Here is a 25,248-nt window from a genome sequence, read left to right on the forward strand (position 1 = left end):
AAAGCTTTGGGTATAGCGTTAAATATATCCATTCTCTAATCTGAGAAAATGAATCAGGACCTTATAATAAAAAAGAAAATTAAACCTAAAGCCCAATGTTATTCACACCAAGTTTGATTTTATTTCCTCCTTCCATTGCACTTTTACTTAAACTGGCTCCTTCATCTTCTAAGGCAATACAACCTCTTTCATGCAACCAATTGACTGCCTTATACTCTTCATCAATGAAACTTTGCCAGTCGGTTGGATAAATCCATTTCAGTACATCAGTAGGGCAAAATGCGTTTCCCCTTTTTCTTTTCGCCATTTCCATAGTGGCCTGTACCAATATTCCATTCTCAAGATAGTCCATACTAAAAAAGTTTTGTTTGTCCATTACCTATAAATTGACTAAAGTCAAAAGCAGGCATTTTTGCGTCTTTAGGGAGATGTTTCCTTATGGAAATCTGGACCAGGTCTGAAATTGTTTGAGCCAACACCCCTTCACCTTTAAGCCTCCTCCCCCAATCAGAATCATTTACATTCCCACCGTGCAGCGCTTCTATTTGGTGCATAACCTTTTCTGCCCTGTCAGGAAAATGTTCCAATAACCAATTGTGAAACAAATCTTTTACTTGCCCATTTAACCTAACTACGGTATAACCCACTTTTTGGCGCCTGCTTTAGCTGCCGACTTAATTATTTCCGGAATAGCATCTGTATTAATTCCGGGAATAATTGGTGCAACCATTATGCCAATAGGAATGCCTGCTGTAGAAAATTTCCGAATGATTTCAATTTTTTTCCCTGCAATTGCAGTTCTAGGTTCTAAAAGCAGTTTTAATTCATTATCTAAATGATTAATAGAAAGATAGACGTGCACTAGATTTTTACTTGCTAATTTTTTCAACAGTTCAAAATCTCTTTCTATCAAACTATTCTTTGTGATAATGCTTACGGGATGTTTGTATTCCAGGCATGTCTCAAGAACTTTTTCGTCAGCTTAAATTTACTTTCTGCCGGTTGATAACAATCAGTGTTTCCGGAAAGCATGATTGCTTGGGCTTGATAAGTTGGCTTTTCAAATTGTCTTTTAAGCTGTTCAATAATATTGGCTTTTACCAATATATTAGTTTCAAATCCTAAACCGGAATCATATCCCCAATATTGGTGTGAATTTCTTGCATAGCAGTAGATACAGCCATGTTCACAACCTTGGTAAGGATTTATGGAGTAGCTAAGTGGTAAATCGGGACTATCATTTACACTAAGTGCTGACTTAGTATTGATTTTAATAAACTTTGTTCGAGGATTTTCTTCATATATAGGAAGGTCTACTCCCTCAATATGTTCTTGAACAAAGTCATTTTTTTCGTATACATTACCCGGCTGTTGACTAGTGCCTCTTCCCTTAAAAATCGCTCCTTTCATCAGAAGCAATTTATAAAATTAAGTGGAAAAAACCTTATCAGCTATTACAGACCATTATGAAAGCCGGAGGAAAATTCTTTAAGGTAAAGGCTGTCTTTATGGTGCTAAAATGACTAGCAAATTGGAAACGCAATAGGTAGGAATAACAAATTTGGATAAAATATCCACTTGGCTTCAGCATCAGGCTGCTTTTTTCATAAATAGCAGTTCTGGACTCTTTGGCAATAAGACTAAAAGGCAGAGAAGATAAGATCAAATCAACAGGCTCCCCTTTCAGGTGTTTGTCCATATTTTCTGCAGAATCACAAATAATTACTACGTTGTCTGAGGCAAATTCTTTTTTAGGTTTTCACAAAAGTGCTCACTAATTTCAAAAACATACAGCGTGGCATCCTTGTCCATCCTTTCAATGATTCCTTTGGTAATACTACCATCTCCTCCACCAAGTTCTACAATGACCTTTGCACCTTTAAACTCGGCAAAAGATAACATTTTATTCACAAGAGACTTTGAACTAAATGTTACTGCGCCAGTAGTTTTAATATTGACAAACAATTCTTTAAAAAGCGAACTTTTACTCATTAGTTAATTGAATTAAACCAGGGTTTAGCTTTAAAACCTTCTGTGACTGAATTTTATAAATATTTAATTACCATCACAAATTTCAAAGTTACTAAAATCAACTTCATATAATTCATTTTTATTCAAAAAAAGAAAAATTCATTTTGATAAACCGGCAATTGTGAAAGAAAAGCTATTCAATATAGGATGCTAATATTTAACGAACATCTATTCTTAAATTGAGTTTAAAAGCTTAATTTTAGCTTTTAGTTCAGTACAAATTCTTAAAAATGAAGTCAAAAAATCAACTCATTTTACTCTATTTTACTGCCATTCTTCTAGGTTTGCTTATAAATACCAGCCTATCACAGGCCCAGAGTGACAATAATGGATCCAAGAGGGTAACGACAAGTTATTTCCTTTCAGGGGCCACAATAATCCCCTATCCTGGTAAAATACTTAGCGAATATGACATTCTTTTTAAGAATGGAGTTATTGTGAAAATTGGAAAAAATCTTCAACCTCCTTCAAATGCAAAAGAGATCAATGGCAAGTCCCTCTTTGTATATCCCGGATTTATAGATTTCGGAAATAAAACCGGGGTTCAAGCACCTGAACTTCCCGAGAAACCCAGTAATTTTGATACCTCCAATCCAAGTCCGGAAATTGCTGGCATCCACCCACATTTTTCAACAACTAAACATTATAAATTTGATGAAAACCTTGAAGAAGAGTGGAGAAAGCTTGGTTTTAGTATGGGGCAAAAACTTCCCGAAGGTCAAGGAATGTTGCCCGGTTCAACGGCAGTTGTAATTTATGGCAATGCAGAAAACAACAACCTATTGTCATCCGTGCAATCACAATATTTCCAATTCAGCACCATCAGGGGCTTTATCCTCACACCAAACTTGCCGTAATGGCAAAGTGGCGTGACTTGTATCAAAACACTGTGTTGTACCAGGAAAGCCTTAAGCTTTATGGGAAAAATAAGCACATTGGGCGGATAAAGGAAGATCCTGTATTGGATGCGCTGATTCCTGTAACACAAAACAGCAAATCTTTATTGGTTTTGGTAAATAGTGAATTGGATCAAAGAAGGGCCATCAAAATGAAAGATGAAAACAATCTTAAGCTTATCTTACTTGGTGTAAATGAAGGAAGTTCAGTAATCCCTTTAATAAAATCTAAAGAAATTGGTGTTGTTTTAAGCTTGGATCTTCCCAAGGATAACTTTACAGATTCCCTACCCAAAACCGAGCAAGGTGAAGATTACGACGCCCTCATCAAACGTGGCAAAAACGCCTTTCAAGAAGCGCTAAGCCTGGCTTCTAAGTACGAAAAAGAAAATATTCCCTTTGCCTTTAGCAGCCTTGGGGTTGACAAAAAAGACTTATTTAAAAACATAAGTTTAATGATAGAAAATGGTCTATCTAAAGAGGCTGCACTAGCTGCTTTGACTACCAACCCGGCAAAACTTTTGGGAATAGATGAAATTAGTGGTAGCATTTCTCCCGGAAAAATGGCCAATATGGTAGTGATGACTGATAGTCTTTTCACGGAGGAAGGAAAGGTGAAAATGGTCATTAGTGATGGTTACCTTTTTGATTACAGTGAAGATACTAAGTTAAGCGATGCTAAAAGCCAAGTTTGGAATTATGCAGCAGAAACTCCTGTGGGACAATCTAAAGGAACATGGGAATTTTTTCAAAAAGACAACAAATGGGAAGGGACCGTTTCTTATGACAGTCCTAAAGGAACCGGAAATAAAAAATCCGAAATGAAGGACTTGGTGAAAACCGAAGAAGGTTTGTCTTTTTCATTTACAGTTGAGACGAACGAGGAAGTCCTTGAGGTAACGGTATCCGGAGACATTGATCAAAATAAGTTCGATGGCAAGATGAATATTAAAGGCTATAGTCAGTTTATTGTAAAAGCTTCAAAAGAAGAAAAACCGAATAAAAACCATGAATAAGAAAATACTACTACTTGCTGGTTTACTAATTTGGTTGGGCAGCCAGGGCTTCGCTCAGGAAAACCCTGTTGCTGATGTTTTGATAAAAACGCCAAAGTCCTTACCATTACGAATGGCACATTAGAAAATACGGACGTACTCATTCAAAAAGGTATAATAACAGAAATCGGAGCCGATCTTAAAGCAAAAAAAGCATCCCTATTATAGATGCTGAAGGTCAATATTTAATGCCGGGGATTATTGACGCACATTCCCATCTGGCACTTGAAATCATCAATGAGGCCAGTAGCCCAATCACCTCAGAAGTTCAAATGAGGGATGTAATTGACCCTTTTGATATTTCTATCTACAGGGCATTGGCCGGAGGAACCACCATCTCCCATGCCATGCATGGATCTGCCAATGTAATCGGAGGTCAAAATGTAACTTTGAAACACCGTTATGGAACAGCTGATCCCGGGAAACTGATCATGGATGAGGCACCACGTACCATTAAATTTGCATTAGGAGAAAACCCGACTAGGGTGCATGGAATTGGCAAAAACCTACAACCTAGGTCTAGAATGGGCGTAGAGGCCGTAATTCGTAATGGTTTTGAAGAAGCACTACAATATAAAAGAGCCTGGGAAAAATGGGAAAGGGATAAAAAAGACGAAAAAATTGTTTCAGCCCCACCAAAGTACAATTCCAGGTTGCAAACGCTTGTTGACATATTGGAGGGTGAAATAATTATTCACTGTCACTCTTATAGAGCAGATGAAATTTATATGCTTATACAGGTATGTCAGGAATATGGCATAGAGAATATTGTCTTTTCACATGTAAATGAAGGGTTTAAAGTGGCTCCGGAGCTGGCAAAATACACTATGGGAGCTTCAGTATTTTCGGATTGGTGGGCTTACAAGTTTGAGGTGTATTACTCCACGGCTTATAATGCGGCCATACTAACCAAAAACGGCGTAGTGACATCCATTAATTCAGACTCAGATGAGCTGATTCGCCACCTTTATCATGAGGCTGCCAAGACCCAAAGATACGGAGGGCTTTCTGATGAAGAAGCCTTGGCTTTGATAACCATTAATCCTGCAAAACAATTGGGCATTGACCAATTTGTAGGATCCATTGAGGTGGGGAAACAGGCTGATTTGGTATTGTTCGACAAGCACCCACTTTCCATATATGCCATCCCACAAATGACATGGGTAGATGGAGTCAAATATTTCGATAGAGCATCTGATGATGCCGACCAAAGATTAAAGATCAACGTTAATAGATCCCTTGATCCGTTTCGTTTAAGTACAGGTACACATAATTGCATGCAGGATGTTGACATGTTGTTTACTGAAAACCAACACTATTAATTGCTTAAAATGAAAAGACTGCTCAATTTCTTCTGCAAAAATAGAATTTCAATGAAAGAGTTTAAGTTGTTATTAGGGATCTGTTTTTTATTCCTAAATCAAAGCCTTATGGCCCAAATTGAAGGAGAAGTTATCAAACCATTCAAGGCCAATTTCTTGCTAACCAACGCAACAATCCATACGGTTACAAACGGAATTTTAGAAAACCATGACTTACTAATAGAAAATGGACTTATAAAAGCTATAGGAATAGATCTTCCTGAGCAAAATCATACTGTCATTGACTGCACTGACAAATTTATTTACCCGGGATTTATTGATGGAGGTACGAGTTTAGGAATAGTAGAAATAAACTCTTTGCGTGAGACACAAGATTATATGGAATTGGGTAAAGTGACCCCACAAATGCAAGCACTTACCGCGGTAAACCCAAATGGGGTAGCCATTCCGGTTACTCGAGTTAGTGGAGTCACTACAGTACTAACCCAACCTAGAGGTGGTTACTTCCCCGGGACTGCGGCACTTATCAATTTAAACGGATACACTCCTGAACAAATGTATGGAGGATTTAAGGGATTAAATATGAACTTCCCCTCAGCAGCAAGGTCCGGAAATTATGACAACCGATCCTTGTCAGATTTGGAAAAGGCAGCCGAAAAATCACTAAAAGAAATCGACGAACTTTGGGAAAAAGCCTCCACTTATCTTGCCATAAAGAATAGAGGTGGTGAATTGGAATATTACCCTGAGATGGAGCAACTTTCACAAGTAGTGGCTAATGAATTACCCTTACTTATTGAAGTCAATGCTGCCAAAGATATCATTTCAGCCCTCGCTTGGGCAAAAGAAAAGCAGATCACACCAATTCTAACAGGAGTAGCTGAAGGGTGGAAAGTGGCTGATAAAATTGCTGCTGCCGGGATTCCAGTCATAACAGGACCGGTATTGGCCTTACCTACTAGAAATTCAGACAACTACGATGCCCCTTACAATAACCCTGCATTACTCCAAAAAGCAGGAGTAAAAGTGGCCTTAAGAACAATGGAGGCTGAAAATGTCAGGAACCTACCCTTTCATGCCGGTTTTGCTGCTGCCTATGGAATGGGTACAGAGGAGGCTTTAAAAGCCATTACCATAAATTCCGCTGAAATATTTGGTTTGAGTGAGCAAATAGGTTCTCTTGAGGAAGGAAAAAATGCCACGCTCTTTATTTCAGATGGAGATCCCTTTGAACCCAAAACTCAGATTCAGCAAGTATTTATAAAAGGTTATAGAATACCTATGACCAATAGGCACATTCGGCTTTATCAAGAATTTTTGAATAGGGAAATGCAACCCTAAATCGAGAACTCTTCCTAATTATTTGATTTTAATCTTTCTCTGTGCTAGAGATAACAAGCGTATTTGACTATGAAATACCCATTTTATATCTATTTATTTTTGATGACTTCGTTCTTTGCTTGTAACAGTGAAGACCAGAAATTAGAAATTGACAATGCCATTGCCGAAGTAAAAGAAAATTTTGCTCCGGATAAGCGCGTGGCCTTATTTGAGGTGCAATGGGAAGATGGTAAGTTATTAGGAGAAACCAATCTACCTGAAGCCCATGATGCTTTGCTATCAAAGTTAAAAGCTAATAATATTGAATTCAGTGACTCTATCCAACTTCTGCCTAGCCCCGAACTTGGATCCAAGCATTTAGCTTTGGTTACCAATTCTGTAGCCAATATAAGAAGTGCACCCAAACATTCTGCAGAATTAGCCACTCAAGCTTTAATGGGCACCCCCTTAAAGGTTTTAAAATCAAATGGGAGTTGGTATCTAGTTCAGACTCCTGACGATTATATCTCATGGGTAGATGCTGCAGCCATTGTATTGGTGGACCAAGCCACCTTGAATGAATGGTTTGAAAAAGAAAAAGTTGTGGTCACAGAAATGATAAGCAGTGTTTATACCAATGACAATTTTGAGGATATTGTAAGCGATATCACTGCAGGAAATGTATTGGAGGTTAATGGCTATGAAAATGGGAATTACTTGGTGACCCTTCCGGATCAAAGGAAAGGTGTTATTCAAGGAGACCATGCCATTAATTATGAGGTCTGGAAAAACAGCAGAAATACCAGTGATGCTAACCTTATTCAAACCGCACGAAAAATGATGGGATCACCTTACCTATGGGGCGGGACTTCCCCAAAGGGTATAGATTGTAGTGGGTTTACAAAAACCATTTATTTTCTTAATGGCATGGTCATCCCAAGAGATGCTTCACAACAAGTAAATGAAGGTGAACTGATAGATGAGGATAAAAACTGGGAAAATTTACAAGTGGGAGATTTATTGTTTTTTGGTGTTCCCGCCACAGAAACAAGTAAAGAGCGCGTCGTCCATGTAGGCATGTGGATAGGTGATGGAAAATTCATTCACTCAAGAGGAAGAGTTAGAATCAGCAGTTTTGATCCGGAAGATGAGCACTTTGATGCTGCTGAACTCAATAGATATTTACGAACCAAACGTATCAGAAATCAACCAAGTGAGAATATTCTAACGGTTGAACAGGTGCTACAATAATTTAAACATGAAAAAAATACTTTTAATTTATTTATTTCTAGGATTGATTTTTAAGCTGCAGGCCCAAAGCCCACTGGATGGCTATTCAGAAAGTGGAAGCAGAACACAGACCGACCTAGAAGAGCTGTTCCTAAAGATGGTGGATTTCCCAAGCTTTAAAAGCCACCTTAAAACCATTACCTCCAACCCACACACCGCAGGCTCTAAAGCCAATGAAGAGGTAAGAGATTACCTTGTTGAGGTGATGACCAAAGCCAACTTAGAGACCAAGCTATACCCTTATGATGTTTATATTCCTAAAAGTCCCGGTACCTCAATCGTAGAAATTGTCACTCCCAAAAGGAAACCATTGAATCAGATGGAGGATGTGATACCTGAAAATCCTTACTCATCCCACCCAAACCTTGACAAAGGATGGAATGCTTATTCAGGTTCGGGAGATGTTATCTCCGAGGTCGTCTATGCAAACTATGGAACCAAAGAAGATTTCGAAAAACTGGAAGAGCTTGGCATTAACATCCAGGGAAAAGTAGTAATGGCCAGGTATGGAAAGAACTTCCGCGGTTTTAAGGCAAAATATGCAGAACAATATGGAGCCGCCGGAGTACTCATCTACACAGACCCGAAAGATTATGGATATAGCAGAGGGTTAGTTTATCCGGAGGGTAATAATTACAGCGAGAGTGCTATTCAAAGAGGCTCTGTATTAACTGAAACCTTTACAGGAGATCCTTTGACACCCTTTGAACCTGCTCTTCCTCTGGATGGTAAAATTAAGGTAAAGCGTCTCGATCCCAAAGAAACAAATTTACATTCAATTCCTGTAACCCCGATCGGCTATGGAGCTGCCAAAGAAATTATGGAGTTAATGAAAGGTAAACCCGTGCCGGGCGGATGGCAGGGTGGCCTGCCTTTTACCTACCGACTAGAGGGAGGAGCTGAATTAAAGGTAAGGTTAGCCGTTTCTCAACCAAAGGAAATTGTCCGAATTAATAATGTAATAGGTACAGTAAAAGGCAGTATGTATCCGGATGAATGGATCATTTTAGGTTGTCACTACGATGCTTGGGCATTTGGTACCACCGACCCGGGGAGCGGAACCGCCATGCTATTAACCTTGTCTGAGGCATTGGGTAAATTGGTAGAAGAAGGGTTAAGTCCTAAAAGGTCTATAATGATTGCGCACTGGGATGGTGAAGAATATGGTGTTATCGGTTCCACAGAATGGGTAGAACAGATGAAAGAAGAGTTAGGCAGTAAGGCTGTCGCTTACCTCAACTTTGATGCTGGTGTTTCCGGAAGAAATTTTGGGGGAGCTGCAGCTCCTACCTTAAAGAAAATAATGCAAGATGCTGCCAAAAGAGTAACCTACCCTGACTCGTCCAAAACAGTCTTTGACATGTGGTCCAAAAATGGTGAAAATATTTCTATTGGAAATCTCGGAGGAGGATCAGATCATATCGGTTTTTATATGCATACAGGCATCCCTTCATTAAGTGGAGGGACAGGGGGTAAAACACTCTATCATACCAATTACGATGATTTTAATTTCTATGAGAAATTTATTGATCCCAGTTTAAAGATGGGTGGTGCTGTTGCTCAATGGGCCGGAATAATGGCCTTGAAATTGGCTAATGCCACATTCATACCTTATGATATACCTAGGTACGCTGAAGATCTAAGTAAACATTTCGCCACTTCCACAAAAAAAATAAAAACCTACTTCCCTGATTTTTCCGGCTTTCAGCATGCTGAAGATGCCATCCAATCCTTAGCTGAATCCACCAATTTACTCAGCGAATTAATGCCCCAAGTATTGGAACACAGAAATTTCAATAAAAAAGAAATAAAGGAAATCAATTTAGCATTGATCCAACTTGAAAAAAGTTTTATTTATCAAGAAGGAATGCCATATGGCCCTTGGTATCTCTCATTATATGCTTCTTCTGATCCTTATAGTGGCTATGCATCTTGGATTCTTCCTGCCATAGAATATCAGATAGCAAACAGCAAAACGGAAAATTTGGACCATTGGGATGAAGTATATGCAAAAGCCATTCTAGATCTGAACCAAAAAGTCATCAACATCAGTCAAAAGTTAAAAAATCTTTAAGCGAATTTGAGTACGGGTAATTTTTAAGGCTTGTTTTCTATTAGTCCTAATTATGCGTCGGTTTACCCGAGGTTAAAAATAAAAAAGACGGGGTTGTAGCTACCTATGCCAACAACTCCGTCTTTATTTGTGAGAAACTGGAACAAAAGATCCATTTCCATAAAACTCAATTATTCATCATAATCCACTTTTACACCGTACTTGACCGTAAATCCCCGGCCAATTTGAGTAAGCCAACCTTCAAAGCAGCTTTATTGTAGACAGTCGTTAGGATAAACTAACTATTTTTCTCAGGGCTCTTGTAGGACACCGTTTTAGATCCTTTATACAATTCAAAAACCAGAAGTCTACAGTCGATGGTCCCATTATAAAAAGGAATCCTTCTTTTAGGCTTTAGCCCTATCCGTTTACCCAAATCTAGATTCCCTGTAAAAACCAGGCCTGTATATCCTGCACAACTTTTTTTCATAAAATCACCGATTTCTCTGTAGGTCAATTCAAGCTCATCTTCCTCTCCCAACCTTTCGCCATATTCAGGGTTAAAAAACACCGCTCCTTTATCCGCTTCCGGTATGGTAGCTTCTCTAAAATCACAAACTTCAAACTGAATGTATTCTGCTACTCCTGCTTGCCTAGCATTAGCTTTACTTGCATTTATGGCTCTTTCACTTATATCTGAAGCAATGATAGGGAAATCAGGACTTGGTTTAATTTTCGCCTCTAAATCCTTTTTTAAGCCATAATAAACACCTGCATCATAACCATTGATGTACATAAAAGCATAATCATCTCTAAATAATCCGGGATACCTGTTAGTCGCCATTAAAGTCGCTTCAATGGCAACTGTCCCTGAACCACACATAGGGTTGACAAAGGGGCTATTTTGGTCCCAACCGGAGGCTATTAAGGAAGCAGCCGCAAGAGACTCCATCATGGGAGCACTTCCCGGTATTTTTCTGTATCCATGTTTGATTAGGGTGTCCCCGGAAGTATTGATATAAATGCTTGCTTGATCTCCTTTCCAAAAAAACTGAAAAACTGCCTCATTTAAATCTGATCCGGAATCCGGTCTTTCACCGAATTTATCTCTAAACCTATCGGCAATAGCATCTTTTATTTTAACATTGACAAACAATGGGTTGTCAACCGTTTCATGCTTTACATTACTGATAACTGAGAAATACCCATCAGTTTCTATATATTCTTCCCATGGTAATTCATTGATAACCTTGTAAAGGTCCTTAATGTGATCTAAAGAAAAGCTATGAATTTCGTACAGCACATGACTGGCAGTCCTTAAATGCATGTTCAAAAAAATACAATCATTTAGGCTACCTCTCAACGCCACATGGGTACGAAAAACCCCATCGATTTTAAAGTCTAAAGCCTCTAATTCTGCTTCTAAAAATGGCGCATTCCTATCGTAACAAGTAATGACTATTTTTCCTTCCTTAGTAAAATCTATCATGCTACAAATATACCTTAAAAAATTGGCTTGGAACGCAAAACGAAACCAGCCTTACCTTTCATATCTTTTCTTTTTTATTGTTTTTATGGCAGACGCATAGGCCTCAGGATCATTTATATTTTGAAATTCTTGCACATCCGGTGCTTTCAAAACCTCCACATCTGAATTGATCAAAACCTTTCTAGGGCAACTATACCCCTGACTCAAATATCTTAATAATACCGGATAAGCCCTGGGCTCCCATATTGTAATCAGGGGCTCAGGGAACTTGCCTTCTGAATCCAAAAACACGGTAGCTAATTTTGAGGGGTTTCTATTTGTCAACAAGTAGGCGATAGTTTCTTCAGATAAAAAGGGTAAATCACAAGCGACTGAAAGCCATGCTGCATCCGGATTTTCCATGAATGCAGATATAATACCACCCATTGGACCTAAACCCGTAATTTTATCTTTGATCATTAAGTAATTTCCATTGAATTTTTCATGCTGTTCTTGATTACAAGACAAGAATACATCCTTGCAATATTTTTGCAACATGTCGTTTACATGGTCTTTCTGGCTTTTTTCATGATAAGTCAATCCGGATTTATCCCGGTCCATCCTACTGCTTTTACCACCTATCAAAACCAATCCATTAACTATTGCTCGGTTTGAATCTGTAAATTCTTTTATAAAATCCATGATTTTATCCACCTCTGAAATGTTAATCACAGGTAATTGATCCCAATCGGGGATATGGTCCTTAATATATTCCGGAATATCAGATTGTCCTTTTTGCAAAACCAGTAATCGTACATGTGTAATTTTACTGAGTTTTTTATCCATTGGCTTTTTCGGATCAATAACCAATATTTGATCTTTCGCTTTAAAATGATTGGCATTGATTAACACCAATTCTTGATTATTGAGCCATTCGCGTTGTTCAAAAACAGAGACTTCTTCCTGTCTTCTATCAATACGCTTAAATACAATCTTATCCCTCAACTCAACTGTATTGGGGAATTCCATCAAGCTTTCTTTATCTCCCTTACCGGCCAACAAGGCATCACCTTCTTTATGGTCAGCATCAACATATGCTATTTTGTAAGTTAAAGACAATCGTTCGATAACAAGTTGGGCTAATTTTTGGATGTTCCCGCAAGAAGTTCCTAGGAATCCCAATTCAATCCGACCATAATCCCCCATATCGGGCTTAGCCAGATGAACATGTTTTTGGTGTTTATCTTTTGAAGTCACGTTTACCTCCAGTTTTTTCTTCAAGTTTCACTTCCTTAATTAAAATATCATGAGAAAAACCTTTGCACATGTCATAGATGGTCAAAGCCGCTACAGAAGCTCCGGTCATGGCTTCCATTTCCACTCCGGTTTTCCCAGTGACCTTCGTAGTACAGGTGATTAAAATCTCCTCTTCCCCAATGGCTTCTATGGTCACTTTACAATCATCCATACCCAAGGGATGGCAAAGCGGAATTAGCTCAGCTGTTTTTTGCTCCCATGGTTCCTGCGATAATCGCAGTTTGAAAAACAGGTCCTTTTTTCGTAATCAGCTCTGAATTATCATTAAGAGATTGCATTATTTCTTTTCCAAGAACCACTTTACAGGAAGCTTTAGCAAAGCGCTGTGTTAATTTCTTTTCTCCTACATCCACCATTGCCGGATTACCGGTAGCCTTATCTAGGTGGGTAAAGTCTTTCTTTGTCATAATAATAAATTAAGATGCTAGCGTTCGCAAATCCTTTACAACACCACTGATGTATTCAATAGCAAATTCTATATCAGCGGCAGTTGTAAATCGGCCAAGAGACACGCGTAAAGTGGCCATAGCTGTTGCTTGATCCAAGCCCATAGCAGTTAATACATGGGAGGGTTTGTCCGAGATACTACTACAAGCAGCCCCCGAACTTATCGCTATTTTTTTATTCACCCTTATCATCAAGGATTTTCCAGATATATTATTGAATGAGACGTTGCATACATGCGGCAGACGTTGGCTGCTACCATTCAATTGACTTCCCTTTATTTGAAGTAAAGCTTTTTCTATTTGATTTCTTAAATTTAGAAGCCTTTGACCTTCCTCCTGCAAATCGTCTAGGCAACGCACAGCAGCTTCCCCTAATCCCACAATTCCAGGAACATTTAGGGTACCACTTCTAAGGCCTCTTTCCTGTCCGCCACCTGTTATCTGAGCTTTTAATTTGATTTTAGGCAGCCCTTTTCTTATATACAATGCCCCTACACCTTTTGGGGCATACATTTTATGACCTGAAAGTGCCAATAAATCCACTCCCAACTCCTTGACATTTACCGGAATCTTTCCTACTGCTTGAACCGCATCCGTTAAAAAGATAGCTCCATGATTTTTAGCCAAGGCAGCCATTGCATTGATAGGGTGCAAATTGCCCGTTTCGTTGTTGGCCAGCATCGCAACCACCAACAAAGTGTTCTCTCTAAAACTTGATTTTAATTGGTCAAGAGAAACCTCACCCTCAGCATTTACCGGCAAACAGGTCAGCTCAAAACCTTGATCTGTCAAACCTTCCAAAGTGTCTAGAACAGCCTTGTGCTCAGTAGCTATTGTAATCAGGTGATTTTTACCGGAATCTGCCATCTGAGCAATTCCTTTTATTCCAAGGTTTATTGCTTCCGTGGCTCCACTCGTAAATAAAATTTCACTAGCCTCTGCTCCTATCAATGTTGCCACTCGCTCTCTAGCCGTTTCAACAGCTTCTTCAGCCAACCATCCATATGGATGGTGGATACTAGATGCGTTGCCAAAAGCCGAGGTAAAGTAGGGTAAAATTGCCTCTACTACCTCCGGAAAGCAAGGTGTGCTTGCATTGTAATCAAAATAAATGGGTAAATCCATCTATGAGGCTTTTGCGTACTGACTATTGTGCCAATTCTTCTGCCATTTTAATGGCTTGATAAGCATTTACAATCCCACCGGTTTGGCTCAAATCTCCAAAACCAACCAATTCTTCATTTCCCGGTTGATGAACTTTATCGTCTCCAACTTTATAAACAGAGCTAGTTAGAATTTTTCTTACTTCTTTAGGTTTAAGGTCCGGATAATAAGCCAGCAAAAGCGCTGCTACTCCGGCCACAGTAGGGGCTGCCATGCTCGTACCGCTATTGTTTTCATACCCCGAATCAGGAATAGTAGAATAAATATCTACACCAGGTGCAAATAAGTCCACACCTTCCTTACTGAAATTTGAAAATTCAGCAGCAAGATTTTCATCTTCTCTAGGTCCGGAAGCGCCTACTTCAATCCAAGCATCTGATACTCCTCTTTTAGCAAACCACCTATTAGGAAAATTATTTCCGGGAGTAACTTCTTTGGAGCTATTCCCTGCTGCATGAATCAATAATACACCTTTTCTTTCTGCATACTTGACAGCTTTGTCTACGTATTTCTTGCCTGGAGAATAAGATTTCCCAAAACTCATATTGATTACATGAGCACCATTATCTACAGCATACCTGATGGAGTTGGCAATATCCTTATCTCTTTCATCACCGTTTGGTACTGCCCGTATAGGCATGATTAATACATGATCGGCAATACCTTCAATTCCTAAATCATTTCCTCTATTGGCTGCTATTATACCTGCTACATGTGTGCCATGAGAAGGGTCAGGACCTGTTGGGTCATTGTTTCCATAAAACTTTTCCTTATAATTATCCGGATCATCTCCTACAATTCCTCTAGGGTCAAAATCTGTATTATACGCATACTTTGCCTGCACTTCAAAATGTTTGACTGCTTTCCCAAGCTCAGCAAGGATGGTATTGATGCTTGCGTCTTCAAGTCTGATCATGCCAAACATTTGCTTTAGCATGTCAATGGCTGCAGTGATTTTTTCATCCTCGGACTCAAAATTTGCTAAGTCCTCCAAGCTAAAATCTGCAACCTCAAACTCTTCTTTAACCAAGTCTGCCATGCTAGAGAAGCCTTCCATCATATTATTGTACATATTGTAATTCGATGCAGCTTTTTCCTTGGCCTCTTCAAAGTTTTTGCTAACATTTTCCCAATATTCAAATTCTTCCCGATTACGGCGCTTCACATCTTCCTTTTTCATGTCTCCATAGAGGGCCTTTAATCTTACATATTCTCTTGTCAATTCATGAGAATCATTATCTACCTGCGAACCATCTGCTCCTCCAATAAAATTCCAACCGTGTACATCATCAATATAGCCGTTATTATCATCGTCAATTCCATTTCCGGCTATTTCATCCTCATTGGTCCATATTTTTCCCTGGAGATCTTCATGTTCTATGTCTATTCCTGAATCAATAACTGCTACCACTATGGTAGCTTTAGGAGACTTTCCCTGAAGTAATTTTTCATAGGCTTTTTCAGTACCGGTACCCATAATCCCATCATCTATAGGATCCAATAAAAACCAATTGTCAGGAGTTTTAAGACTATCTTTTAAATAAGCCTCTCCTGAAAATGCATAACTAGACCCATAGCCACTGAGAAAAATCCCCAGTAAAAAAGCGTAAAAATACTTTTTGAAATTTCTTTCCATAGATTTGAATGTATATAAAATAAAATGGCATTCATCAATACCAGCCACTCTAAAAACCAAGATTGAAAGGTACCAAAGATTAAGTTTATAACAAATTTCAAAAACTTTTACGGTAAGATTATCCTTTTGTTGGTTTATTTTGAAGTTGGTCATTGAAACCAAGCAATATACTTGGCAATTCATGCAACGAAAGAAGGCTAGAATCGTTTGTTAAAAAACTTTAAAACCTGTAAAAAATAGGTTAAAAGATAAATTAAACAATCAATGCATTATTTATTACTGAAAGCAGAAATGGACAAAAGCATTTATACCTACTTGAGCCCGTTGTTATAGTATTCGTTTAACTTCAGTCAAAATACCAAATTTCAAGTACTGTTAACTCATTGATTATTTGACTCATTTACATTTTAACAGAAAAAAACATTGACATCTATTGGAAAATTTGACAATGTGGCTTTATTTTGTACAATCCTTTTACTTTTTCTAAAGTAGTTAGGATTTATATAGAAGAGGCAAGAGACAGGCTCGGTGACCCTCTGGCAACCTGGAAAATCCAAGGTGCCAATTCCTGCCAGATGAAATAGGTTACATCTGGGAATATAAATTCAAAACTTATATGAGCTTCATACACCATTCAATAAAGGATAACAACCCCGAAAATTTTCAACAATTATTTGATTTCTATTTAAATGGAAATACAAACCGGCAAAATTGCGTTTAGCTTATGCTGATTTCTCCTACAGGAAAAAATCAAACAGAATTGATAACAAACCTAAAACATAAAAAACATGTCTAAAAATTATCGTTTCGAAACATTACAGGTTCATGGAGGGCAGGAAGTAGACCCAACAACCAATTCAAGAGCTGTTCCTATTTATCAGACCTCCTCTTACGTTTTCAATTCTGCAGAACATGGTGCCAATTTATTTGCCCTAAAAGAATTTGGAAATATTTATACCAGGATAATGAATCCTACCTCGGATGTATTTGAGAAAAGGATGGCAGCTTTGGAAGGTGGTGTTGCAGCTGTGGCTACAGCCTCCGGACAAGCAGCACAGTTCCTAGCATTAAATAACTTCCTAAGTGTAGGAGATAACTTTGTCACCTCTCCGTTTCTGTATGGTGGATCTTACAATCAATTCAAGGTGTCTTTCAAAAGGATAGGTATAGAAGCTAGATTTGCAAAATCTGACAAGGTAGATGACTTGGCAGCAGAAATAAATGATAAAACCAAAGCCATTTATGTAGAGACTATTGGAAACCCTGAGTTCAATGTCCCTGATTTTGAAGCCATCGCAGCATTGGCTAAAAAACATGACATCCCATTGGTAGTTGACAACACTTTTGGTGCCGGAGGGTACCTGTGTCAACCAATTAAACATGGAGCTAACATAGTAACCTCATCTGCCACAAAGTGGATAGGTGGACATGGAACTTCAATTGGTGGTATAATAGTAGACGGTGGAAATTACAATTGGGGCAATGGCAAATTTCCTCAATTCTCTGAACCTTCTGAAGGATACCATGGACTTAATTTCTGGGAGACCTTTGGTGATAATAATCCTTTAGGATTACCAAATATTGCCTTCGCTATTCGCGCAAGAGTAGAAGGGCTTAGAGATTTTGGCCCCGCAATCAGTCCTTTCAACTCTTTCTTATTGTTACAAGGATTGGAAACCCTCTCTCTACGTGTACAACGAACAGTAGACAATGCATTAGAATTGGCAAAGTGGTTGGAAGCACACCCTAAAGTAAAGTCCGTGAACTATCCGGGCTTAACAAATAGCCCATATCATGCTACGGCAAAAAAATACCTAACGCATGGATTTGGAGGGGTTTTAAGCTTTGAAATTGAAGGCGATAAAGAAACAGCTTCTAATTTCATTAATAACTTAGAGTTAATCTCCCATTTGGCCAATGTTGGTGATGCCAAAACATTAATTATTCAACCTTCTGCCACCACCCATCAGCAGTTATCTGATGAAGCTCAAATTGCAGCCGGAGTGACTCCATCTTTATTAAGAATTTCTTCAGGAATAGAACATATTGAGGATTTGAAAGCAGACTTAACCGCCGCTTTCGATAAAATATAAAACAATTAAAATGAACCTTCAATCGCCGCATTTGACTATTGAAATGACGCAGGAGATTTTCTATTGCCAAGAAGCATTATCATTGGAATCCGGAGAATCATTTCCGGAATTCCAATTGAGCTTTACAACACAAGGCCAATTAAACGCAAATAAAGACAATGTCATATGGGTCCTGCATGCCTTAACTGGAGATGCCAACCCACATGAATGGTGGTCCGGATTAATTGGAGAGGACAAATTTTTTGACCCCTCCAAATATTTCATTGTTTGTGCAAATTTCCTTGGTTCTTGCTATGGGTCTACCCAACCCTTGAGCAATAACCCTAATAATGGGAAGCCCTATTACTATGACTTTCCCAATATAACAACGAGGGATATTGCTTCGGCATTGGATAAGTTGAGAATTCATCTGGGATTAGAAAAAATCAATACGGTTATTGGAGGTTCTTTAGGTGGTCAAGTTGGTTTAGAATGGGCTGTTTCTTTAGGGGAAAAGCTTGAAAATGCAATAATTGTAGCGTCCAATGCGAAGGCTTCCCTTGGATTATTGGTTTCAATGAAACCCAAAGGATGGCGATCGAATCGGATAGCACTTGGGGAAAAACGCAGCCCGAAGCAGGCAAGAAAGGACTTGAAACTGCTAGAGCTATTGGCATGTTGAGTTATAGGCATCCCATGACTTTCCTTCAAAACCAAAGCGAAACAGAAGAAAAAAGAGACGACTTTAAAATAAGTAGTTACCTAAGGTATCAAGGACTAAAATTGGCCAATCGATTCAATGCAATGTCTTATTGGATTCTTTCCAAAGCCATGGACAGCCACGATATCGGGAGAGGAAGAGGCGGAACACCTGTAGCCTTATCTAATATAAAATGCAAAGTACTTTCAATTGGGGTCGATACCGACATCCTATTTACAAGTGAAGAATCAAGGTATATCAGCAAACATGTTCCAAAAGGAACCTACAGAGAAATATCCTCTATTTATGGGCATGATGCTTTCCTTATTGAATACGAACAGTTGCAATACATTTTAAAATCGTTTTATTTGGAGAACAACGGTTAACCCTAGAAATCCCCTAGAATGATCCCATACACTAGGATAAAAGAAACATGCCTGTACATAGATGATTTGGATATAGCAGAAAGATTCTATCATCATGTTTTAGAAATGCCATTAATTTCTAAGGAGGATCAGAGGCATGTTTTTTAGATGTGGAGACAGTGTTTTGCTTTGCTTCTTACCTGAAGTAACCAAGCATGATAGCAATTTGCCTCCACATTATGCCTATGGAAAGCAGCACATAGCTTTTGAAGTGGAGCATAAAGATTATTCCGAGATTAAGAAAAAATTAAATGATAAAGGAATCTCCATCACTCACCAACAGGATTGGAAAAAGAATATCAGCAGTTTTTATTTTGAAGATCCTTTTGGAAATGTCCTAGAAATTGTCCCCACAGGTATGTGGGAATAATTATTTTTTTGCTAAATTAATTTTGCACCAACTTTTTATTGCAAACGCCATATTATTTTAATGATAAATTTTATTTAGGAGTTGTGGATTGCATTAACTTTTAGAATATTGCAATAAAACCAATAATTACACTTAGATGTCGAAACAATTTCTGTTAATAGTAGGCCTTTGCGCATGCCTTTTTTCTTGCTCAAATCAAAATATGAATTTTAATAATAACCAAGTAATCGCCCATAGAGGGGCTTGGAAAACCAAACCTCATCCCCAAAATTCTTTGGCCTCATTGCAAGAAGCTTTTGACTTGGGTTGCACAGGATCAGAGTTCGATGTTTGGATGACATTAGATGGCATCCTTGTAGTCAATCATGATGCTGATCATCATGGAATGGTCATTGAAGAAACCAATTATGCAGACCTACTCAAAGAGCCCTTGTCAAATGGGGAGAAAATACCTACTGTAGAAGAATATTTAACTTATGGAATGAAACAAAATAAGACTAAACTTATTTTTGAAATAAAGCCTTCAAGTATATCCAAGGAAAGAGGAATCGAACTTGCAGAGAAATCTGTAGCTGCCGTGAAAAAACTAGGTGCCGAAAATTGGGTAGATTATATCACTTTTGGTTATGAAATGGGACTTAAAGTAATTTCTTTAGACCCGGACGCTAATGTTGCCTACCTAATGGGCGACAAAACACCCCAAGAATTAAAAGACAATGGTTTTTTTGGCTTTGATTACAATATCAAAAAAGTGAAAGAAAATCCTCAATGGATCAAGGAGGCTCATGACCTGGGTTTAACTGTTAATGTTTGGACAGTTAATAAAGAAGAGGATATGAAATGGTTAATGGATCAAAATGTAGAATTCATCTCTACTGACGAACCAGAATTATTATTTTCACTTATCAATCAATAGATGAAATCGATCAGTAGAATAGGTTGTGTTTTTTCTTGTTTACAATTGCTGCATTTATAGCCATTTCCTGTAATGAACCTCCAAAGTCTACTAAGAAAGTTAATCATATTATCTTAATAGGATTAGATGCTTTTGGAACGAGAGGCTTTCAAAAAGCCTCCACTCCCTATATGAATAATATGACAGAAAACGGAGCCATGGCTCCGTTTTCTCGTTGTTTGCTCCCAACAAACAGTTCTCCAAACTGGACGGCAATGCTTACAGGAGTAGGGCCTTTGCAACATGGCGTTTATGACAACGATTGGGAAAGAGATAAAATAAAGTGGCCTCCTGTATTAACTACGAAAGAAGCTGTTTACCCAAGTTTAGTTAACTGGGTAAAGGAACAAATTCCATCTTCCAAGGTTCATTTTTTTATGAATGGGAAGGCTTGGCAAGATTATTTGACCTCAGTGAGGTCGACAAAATTTACCATGGAAAAAAGGAGATATTGTTTTTGAAAAAGCAGTAGATGCTTTTTTTGAAGAAAACCGGATTTTCTATTTCTAAACATCGATGAAATTGACCATCATGGGCACCACGATGGCCATGATTCCAAAGCTTATTTCAATGCCATCACGCATTATGATAGTCTAATTGGAAATTTCACCCAAAGACTTGAAGAGGAAGGGCTTTTAAATGAAACTTTAATTATGATAACGGGTGACCACGGAGGTATCAATAAAGGACATGGAGGCACCACTTTAAATGAATTAGAAATACCCATAATCCTTTATGGGGCCGGGGTAAAAAAGGGTTAATCATCGACAAGCCATGCTATATTTATGACGTTCCGGTTACCTTAGCCTATGCTCTAGGCATTACTCCTCCCCTCGCAGGGATTGGTAGACCCATTCTTGAAGCTTTTGACACCAATAGTATCTCTGCTCCATATGTTCCAATGCCTATGGTTTCTCCGGTTTCCGGTTTGTTTCCACAATCCCCTCTTTCGGTAGAAATAAATGTAGATGATGCTGAAGCCGAAATATTTTATTCTTTAGACGGATCCATACCTAGCAAAGAATCAGGAATACCCTATGACAAGCCCATTCAAATTTTGAAAAACTCTATTGTAACTGCCGTAACCTATAAAAATGGAGCTTATAGCCGTGCAGAAGTGAACCATTATCGTATAGGGAACGGTAAAGACGGTAAAATTTCTTGGGAATACTTTGAAGGGAATTTTACTAAAATTCCAGATTTCACACTTTTGAAAGTTTTAAAATCGGGGAAAAGTAAAGAATTGAGTCTAACACATATCCCTCATCGACCAGATCATTTTGCGATTAGGTTTAAATGTACTTTGGATCTTCCTGTTTCAGGTACCTATAGATTTTATACCCAATCAGATGATGGAAGTAAAATCTTAATAGATAATAAGGTCCTCGTGGACAACGATGGCTCTCATTCAAGTACCTCAAAAAGCAACCCTATTGAATTGCAAAAAGGCCTACATTCTATTGAGGTTTGGTACTTTGAAGACAATGCCGGTGAAGAACTTGAAATATATATCGAAGGACCAAATATTTCCAAACAAATTATTACGGATGAGTTTATCCAATGATTTACTTTTTAGGCAAACCTATTTGATAACTGATCGGGGAATAGCAGCAGGAAGGCGACTTAACATTTCATTGTTTAAAAGCTGTGTGGCATTGGTGAAACTTGAAACATTGATTACATTGTTTTTTTGTCTTCCTATCAAAACCACTTCATCCCCTACTTCCACATTCTTAATATGCGTGATGTCTACCATAAATAAATTCATGTTAATTAGGCCTACAATTGGAGCTTTTTTCCCATGAATCAGTACTTGCCCCCTATTGGATAGTGCCCTGGGATACCCATTGGAATATCCCAATGGAAGTACAGCAATCTTCATATTTTGAGTTGCCTGAAAGGCAGTACCATAACCAATAAATTCACCTTGATCAACTGTTCTTATATCCATGATATCTGTTTTCCAGTTAAAAACTCTTTTCATCGTAGAGTCTGAGCTTTTGTTGGTTTGGTGCAGGTGAGCATAATAAATATCAGGGCTAGGCCAAAACCCATATTGAGCCACTCCAATCCGTACCATATCATAAACCGTATCCTTCATGGCCAAGGCAGCAGCTGAGCAGGCGATATGTCGAATTTCAGGCAGTACTTTTTCTCTTTACATGTTTTTAAAAACGCTTTGTATCTCTTGTGTTGCTGGTCAATTTTAAATTGATTGGAGACACTTTCGGCACCACCAAAATGGGTACATAGTCCTTCAAATTTTAACCATTCAGCATGCTGTTTTAAAAAAGCCAGGGCCTTTGGGAATTCTTGGGCATGCATCCCTGTTCGGTTGGCACCGGTTTCTACTTCCAAATGTACTAAAGCACGCTTACCCACCTTTCTGGCTTCCTCCAAAACTTTAGCAAGTCGATTAAAATTATAAACGAAAAAGAAATCCCATTAGATATGGCCCACCCCAAATCTTCTTCATAGATAATTCCCATGATCAGTACCTGACTTTCTGCTTTGCATACACTCATAACTTGTTCCGCCTCAAAGGAAGAAGCAACACAAAAATGATTGATTCCACATCTTTCAGCCATAGGGACGAATGCTTCAATCCCATGTCCATAAGCATTGGCTTTAACCACTGATGAGAGAATGGGCTTGTCTCCAATCTTCTTTCTGATAAAATTGATATTGCCTTTATAGGCAACTTGATTTAATTCTATTCTTGAGGAATGTTTTACCATTGTTTTTTTATTTCCAGCCAGGTATAGGATTTTCCCCAACTATTCTTAGCAAGTTCTTTTACTTTATCCACCTCATTTTGAGGTACCTCTTCCATTTTTGCGGTAGCATCAAGTGTGTTGTAATGAAAAGCGTAAATCCTCCCGGCAAATTCATGAATAGGAAGAGAAGATTCACCGTGATTTTCTCCATTACCATAAACTGATGGGCAAATTCCCTGCCCCCAATTTTGTCGTCCTTCATTGTTAGGATTCAAGAAGTAAGCCCTTGTTATTCCTTGGGGGTCTTTTTCTACACGAAGTAAAGAGATCGCATGAAACCCCAGCATCTCTCCTTTAGCAGAGGTAATAAAAATCCCCACGGGATTTGGATATACGAGGCGGTGCCCTCCATTGTACTCAGGATGACACATTGCATAAAAAATCTTGACAAATCCTTCGAAATCAACGATTGCATTGGACAGATAATCATAGGCAGATGCAAAACCAATTTGAATCCACTGCCCATATAAGCCAGGATTAACCCATTTGTGTGGATCCTCACCCCTACCTGAAGCCCTTCTCATCATTTCATTGTAGATTTTATCCAGCATAGGCACCAAGGTTACAGATACCGCATCCAACTGATGATCCAAGTTTTGAACCAACCCTAAAGCTGTTTCCGAATACTTTATCTCTTTGCCTTCAAACCGAAAACTCAAATCATTATGGACTGCAGCAGCATGTACCATATGAATCAATTTCGCCGGTGCATGTTGACTCCACATGCTGATTCCTCTGGCACTTTGACAAGTGGGATTATTCCCTTGGCCAACCCCAAGCGGCTGACCTAAAATTCTTAGCAAAGCCCCAATTAAAAATTGTTTTGGACTTACCTCTGCCTTTGCACTCCCAACAGATTTTATAATTCGTTCTTTAACATTTGGATGTAAGGAGATGGTCTGAAGATTATGCAAACCGGCCCTGACAGCTGATCGGGACAAAACGCCATTTTCCAGACTTTTGGCCAAGCCATAGATACATTGGGCATTGCTAGGATGGATTACATCTACAATTAAGGTGCAAACAAACTCTTGATACTCACTAAACAAAGCCAATCCGGATTCATTGAGTCCCAAGCATCTGCCTACCACTTCATAATGCTTATTTTTTACTAAAAATAAAAGAAGACTGGCATGATAGCTACTCACCAATCCATTGGAAAGCATCCCCTCGCTCATCTGATCTGCTTCAACGATGAGCTGAGCTTCAGACAAAGTTTTTAAATAATCCTCATACTCCTGATAGGTTTTTCCTTCTGTACCAATTGATGGGCGATATATAGACCGCTGAAAAGCCAATAAGTTTTCATCAGCAGGGTCTTTGGGATCAAGGTCTATTTTCTCTTTGACTAAGGCTATGATTCGCCTTTGCTTTTCCGTAACAACAGGCCGTTGTTCGCAAATCAACACAAGTTCATCCACTAAAGAAGCCTTCACTTTTGACAATTGGATTTGGTCTGAAATAAAGCCAAACAAGGAATGCACCTTGTTTAGCTCATGTTCACTCATCAATAGTCGGGTTTCTTCCTGGGGTTCGTTAAAAACAAACTCAAGGTTCAATACCAACACCTCTTGCAAATAAATCTCAGCCTCTTCCATTGAATTTTCGGAAGCCTGAATTTCACCACGTGCAATGGCAAGCATCCTGAGTTCACTAAGCAGTTCATAGGTAGAATTAGGATGTCCACTCTTAAATGTACCGTTCACCAATTGCGGTACCAACTTCGAGGGGTTTTCCCAAGGCGTTCCTTTAAATATCCCGGCTTGGTTTAGGGCTGCTATTCGTTTGTAAATTTGAAGAATACCTTCTTTGTTTCCACACCAAGCGTCAAGTTGTCCAACTACTTTCTTTACTTTCTCTTCCCTTGTCAGCACTGTGGCTGATTGATAGCTCTCAAACAACTCATCAAAGGATTCAAGTTTATTTTTTGAGATTATATTATCTTGCATAC

At 38.6% G+C, this 25,248-nt stretch carries 23 protein-coding genes, 4 pseudogenes and 1 riboswitch; of the genes and pseudogenes, 13 read left to right on the forward strand and 14 right to left on the reverse strand.

The genetic code is table 11. The features are described from left to right. Positions 1-85: 85 nt before the first annotated feature. The 5 genes from WG932_RS08305 to WG932_RS08325 form a co-directional block, all read right to left on the reverse strand. Positions 86-352, reverse strand: a complete 267-nt coding sequence (locus WG932_RS08305) for a hypothetical protein (protein ID WP_339675208.1) — start codon at positions 350-352, stop codon at positions 86-88. Position 353: 1 nt separating this feature from the next. Further along, entirely contained in the window at positions 354-647 is a 294-nt protein-coding gene (locus WG932_RS08310; RefSeq protein ID WP_483087619.1) for a hypothetical protein, read from the reverse strand. Further along, the gene (locus WG932_RS08315) at positions 632-955 is read right to left on the reverse strand and encodes an SPL family radical SAM protein (protein WP_483088603.1); all 324 of its coding nucleotides are present in this window, start codon (positions 953-955) and stop codon (positions 632-634) included. Before WG932_RS08315 ends, WG932_RS08310 begins: the two co-directional genes overlap by 16 nt. Beyond that, positions 934-1,410, reverse strand: coding sequence for a radical SAM family protein (locus WG932_RS08320; RefSeq protein WP_483087620.1), 477 nt, complete (start codon positions 1,408-1,410; stop codon positions 934-936). The genes WG932_RS08315 and WG932_RS08320 overlap by 22 nt, the downstream gene beginning before the upstream one ends. Positions 1,411-1,725: 315 nt before the next feature. Next, positions 1,726-1,992, reverse strand: a complete 267-nt coding sequence (locus tag WG932_RS08325) for a hypothetical protein (RefSeq protein ID WP_483087621.1) — start codon at positions 1,990-1,992, stop codon at positions 1,726-1,728. Between the two features lie 269 nt (positions 1,993-2,261). Between WG932_RS08325 and WG932_RS08330 the strand changes: the two genes are divergently transcribed. From WG932_RS08330 to WG932_RS08355, 6 genes and pseudogenes are all read left to right on the forward strand, one after another. Further along, complete coding sequence (locus tag WG932_RS08330) at positions 2,262-2,888, forward strand: hypothetical protein (protein WP_483087622.1); 627 nt, start codon at positions 2,262-2,264, stop codon at positions 2,886-2,888. Continuing rightward, entirely contained in the window at positions 2,888-3,943 is a 1,056-nt protein-coding gene (locus tag WG932_RS08335; RefSeq protein WP_483087623.1) for an amidohydrolase family protein, read from the forward strand. Before WG932_RS08330 ends, WG932_RS08335 begins: the two co-directional genes overlap by 1 nt. After that, positions 3,936-5,304, forward strand: a pseudogene (locus WG932_RS08340) (amidohydrolase family protein). Before WG932_RS08335 ends, WG932_RS08340 begins: the two are co-directional and overlap by 8 nt. Before the next feature lie 108 nt (positions 5,305-5,412). Further along, positions 5,413-6,645, forward strand: a complete 1,233-nt coding sequence (locus WG932_RS08345) for an amidohydrolase family protein (protein WP_483087624.1) — start codon at positions 5,413-5,415, stop codon at positions 6,643-6,645. Between the two features lie 69 nt (positions 6,646-6,714). Next, entirely contained in the window at positions 6,715-7,875 is a 1,161-nt protein-coding gene (locus WG932_RS08350; protein ID WP_149392818.1) for a C40 family peptidase, read from the forward strand. Between the two features lie 7 nt (positions 7,876-7,882). After that, the gene (locus WG932_RS08355; RefSeq protein WP_483087625.1) at positions 7,883-9,988 is read left to right on the forward strand and encodes a M28 family peptidase; all 2,106 of its coding nucleotides are present in this window, start codon (positions 7,883-7,885) and stop codon (positions 9,986-9,988) included. A gap of 277 nt (positions 9,989-10,265) precedes the next feature. Here the strand turns inward: WG932_RS08355 and WG932_RS08360 are convergent, their stop codons facing one another. From WG932_RS08360 to WG932_RS08380, 5 genes and pseudogenes are all read right to left on the reverse strand, one after another. Further along, positions 10,266-11,456: a THUMP domain-containing class I SAM-dependent RNA methyltransferase gene (locus tag WG932_RS08360; protein WP_149392816.1), complete on the reverse strand. Its 1,191-nt coding sequence runs from the start codon at positions 11,454-11,456 to the stop codon at positions 10,266-10,268. Positions 11,457-11,507: 51 nt separating this feature from the next. Continuing rightward, positions 11,508-12,716 carry an NTP transferase domain-containing protein gene (locus WG932_RS08365; protein WP_483087626.1) on the reverse strand — a complete coding sequence of 403 codons (1,209 nt, stop codon included), beginning with the start codon at positions 12,714-12,716 and terminating at the stop codon, positions 11,508-11,510. After that, positions 12,676-13,159, reverse strand: a pseudogene (gene moaC, locus WG932_RS08370) (cyclic pyranopterin monophosphate synthase MoaC). The gene WG932_RS08365 and the pseudogene moaC overlap by 41 nt, the downstream one beginning before the upstream one ends. Positions 13,160-13,168: 9 nt before the next feature. Beyond that, the gene (locus WG932_RS08375) at positions 13,169-14,323 is read right to left on the reverse strand and encodes a cysteine desulfurase family protein (protein WP_483087627.1); all 1,155 of its coding nucleotides are present in this window, start codon (positions 14,321-14,323) and stop codon (positions 13,169-13,171) included. A 22-nt stretch (positions 14,324-14,345) separates the two neighbouring features. Further along, complete coding sequence (locus WG932_RS08380) at positions 14,346-15,998, reverse strand: S8 family peptidase (RefSeq protein WP_483087628.1); 1,653 nt, start codon at positions 15,996-15,998, stop codon at positions 14,346-14,348. Positions 15,999-16,494: 496 nt separating this feature from the next. Beyond that, a riboswitch (SAM riboswitch) is annotated at positions 16,495-16,604 on the forward strand. Between the two features lie 182 nt (positions 16,605-16,786). On the opposite strand from WG932_RS08380, the gene WG932_RS08385 reads away from it, so the two are divergent. From WG932_RS08385 to WG932_RS08415, 7 genes and pseudogenes are all read left to right on the forward strand, one after another. Further along, the gene (locus tag WG932_RS08385) at positions 16,787-18,091 is read left to right on the forward strand and encodes an O-acetylhomoserine aminocarboxypropyltransferase/cysteine synthase family protein (RefSeq protein ID WP_014022762.1); all 1,305 of its coding nucleotides are present in this window, start codon (positions 16,787-16,789) and stop codon (positions 18,089-18,091) included. 10 nt (positions 18,092-18,101) lie between these two features. Then, a pseudogene (locus WG932_RS08390) lies at positions 18,102-19,156 on the forward strand (homoserine O-acetyltransferase family protein). A gap of 21 nt (positions 19,157-19,177) precedes the next feature. After that, positions 19,178-19,565: pseudogene (locus WG932_RS08395) on the forward strand (VOC family protein). A gap of 202 nt (positions 19,566-19,767) precedes the next feature. Next, on the forward strand, positions 19,768-20,481 hold the full coding sequence (locus WG932_RS08400) for a glycerophosphodiester phosphodiesterase (RefSeq protein WP_242067739.1): 714 nt from the start codon (positions 19,768-19,770) through the stop codon (positions 20,479-20,481). Between the two features lie 35 nt (positions 20,482-20,516). Further along, on the forward strand, positions 20,517-20,981 hold the full coding sequence (locus WG932_RS08405; protein ID WP_483087629.1) for an alkaline phosphatase family protein: 465 nt from the start codon (positions 20,517-20,519) through the stop codon (positions 20,979-20,981). A 60-nt stretch (positions 20,982-21,041) separates the two neighbouring features. Beyond that, a complete protein-coding gene (locus WG932_RS08410) occupies positions 21,042-21,281 on the forward strand; it encodes a sulfatase-like hydrolase/transferase (protein ID WP_483088604.1) in 240 nt (79 codons plus the stop codon). 146 nt (positions 21,282-21,427) lie between these two features. Beyond that, positions 21,428-22,084, forward strand: coding sequence for a PA14 domain-containing protein (locus WG932_RS08415; RefSeq protein ID WP_483087630.1), 657 nt, complete (start codon positions 21,428-21,430; stop codon positions 22,082-22,084). 18 nt (positions 22,085-22,102) lie between these two features. Here the strand turns inward: WG932_RS08415 and WG932_RS08420 are convergent, their stop codons facing one another. Genes WG932_RS08420 through WG932_RS08435 form a run of 4 tightly spaced genes read right to left on the reverse strand, consistent with a single transcriptional unit; the run spans position 22,103 to position 25,246 of the window. Continuing rightward, positions 22,103-22,621, reverse strand: a complete 519-nt coding sequence (locus WG932_RS08420) for an alanine racemase C-terminal domain-containing protein (RefSeq protein ID WP_483087631.1) — start codon at positions 22,619-22,621, stop codon at positions 22,103-22,105. Then, a complete protein-coding gene (locus WG932_RS08425) occupies positions 22,618-22,920 on the reverse strand; it encodes an alanine racemase (RefSeq protein WP_483087632.1) in 303 nt (100 codons plus the stop codon). The genes WG932_RS08420 and WG932_RS08425 overlap by 4 nt, the downstream gene beginning before the upstream one ends. Continuing rightward, a complete protein-coding gene (locus WG932_RS08430; protein ID WP_483087633.1) occupies positions 22,884-23,258 on the reverse strand; it encodes an alanine racemase in 375 nt (124 codons plus the stop codon). Before WG932_RS08430 ends, WG932_RS08425 begins: the two co-directional genes overlap by 37 nt. Further along, positions 23,252-25,246, reverse strand: a complete 1,995-nt coding sequence (locus tag WG932_RS08435; RefSeq protein ID WP_483087634.1) for a hypothetical protein — start codon at positions 25,244-25,246, stop codon at positions 23,252-23,254. The genes WG932_RS08430 and WG932_RS08435 overlap by 7 nt, the downstream gene beginning before the upstream one ends. Positions 25,247-25,248: the final 2 nt, after the last annotated feature.

This window comes from Cyclobacterium sp. SOCE241 (assembly GCF_056867545.1).

What these genes read in the sequence shown, in the direction of transcription:
- WG932_RS08305 (WP_339675208.1), bottom strand. Translation starts at nt 352, where the DNA reads ATGGACTATCTTGAGAATGGAATATTGGTACAGGCCACTATGGAAATG.
- WG932_RS08320 (WP_483087620.1), bottom strand. Translation starts at nt 1,410, where the DNA reads ATGAAAGGAGCGATTTTTAAGGGAAGAGGCACTAGTCAACAGCCGGGT.
- WG932_RS08325 (WP_483087621.1), bottom strand. Translation starts at nt 1,992, where the DNA reads ATGAGTAAAAGTTCGCTTTTTAAAGAATTGTTTGTCAATATTAAAACT.
- WG932_RS08330 (WP_483087622.1), top strand. Translation starts at nt 2,262, where the DNA reads ATGAAGTCAAAAAATCAACTCATTTTACTCTATTTTACTGCCATTCTT.
- WG932_RS08335 (WP_483087623.1), top strand. Translation starts at nt 2,888, where the DNA reads ATGGCAAAGTGGCGTGACTTGTATCAAAACACTGTGTTGTACCAGGAA.
- WG932_RS08345 (WP_483087624.1), top strand. Translation starts at nt 5,413, where the DNA reads ATGGCCCAAATTGAAGGAGAAGTTATCAAACCATTCAAGGCCAATTTC.
- WG932_RS08350 (WP_149392818.1), top strand. Translation starts at nt 6,715, where the DNA reads ATGAAATACCCATTTTATATCTATTTATTTTTGATGACTTCGTTCTTT.
- WG932_RS08355 (WP_483087625.1), top strand. Translation starts at nt 7,883, where the DNA reads ATGAAAAAAATACTTTTAATTTATTTATTTCTAGGATTGATTTTTAAG.
- WG932_RS08360 (WP_149392816.1), bottom strand. Translation starts at nt 11,456, where the DNA reads ATGATAGATTTTACTAAGGAAGGAAAAATAGTCATTACTTGTTACGAT.
- WG932_RS08375 (WP_483087627.1), bottom strand. Translation starts at nt 14,323, where the DNA reads ATGGATTTACCCATTTATTTTGATTACAATGCAAGCACACCTTGCTTT.
- WG932_RS08380 (WP_483087628.1), bottom strand. Translation starts at nt 15,998, where the DNA reads ATGGAAAGAAATTTCAAAAAGTATTTTTACGCTTTTTTACTGGGGATT.
- WG932_RS08385 (WP_014022762.1), top strand. Translation starts at nt 16,787, where the DNA reads ATGTCTAAAAATTATCGTTTCGAAACATTACAGGTTCATGGAGGGCAG.
- WG932_RS08400 (WP_242067739.1), top strand. Translation starts at nt 19,768, where the DNA reads ATGAATTTTAATAATAACCAAGTAATCGCCCATAGAGGGGCTTGGAAA.
- WG932_RS08415 (WP_483087630.1), top strand. Translation starts at nt 21,428, where the DNA reads ATGGTTTCTCCGGTTTCCGGTTTGTTTCCACAATCCCCTCTTTCGGTA.
- WG932_RS08420 (WP_483087631.1), bottom strand. Translation starts at nt 22,621, where the DNA reads ATGAAGGATACGGTTTATGATATGGTACGGATTGGAGTGGCTCAATAT.
- WG932_RS08430 (WP_483087633.1), bottom strand. Translation starts at nt 23,258, where the DNA reads ATGGTAAAACATTCCTCAAGAATAGAATTAAATCAAGTTGCCTATAAA.
- WG932_RS08435 (WP_483087634.1), bottom strand. Translation starts at nt 25,246, where the DNA reads ATGCAAGATAATATAATCTCAAAAAATAAACTTGAATCCTTTGATGAG.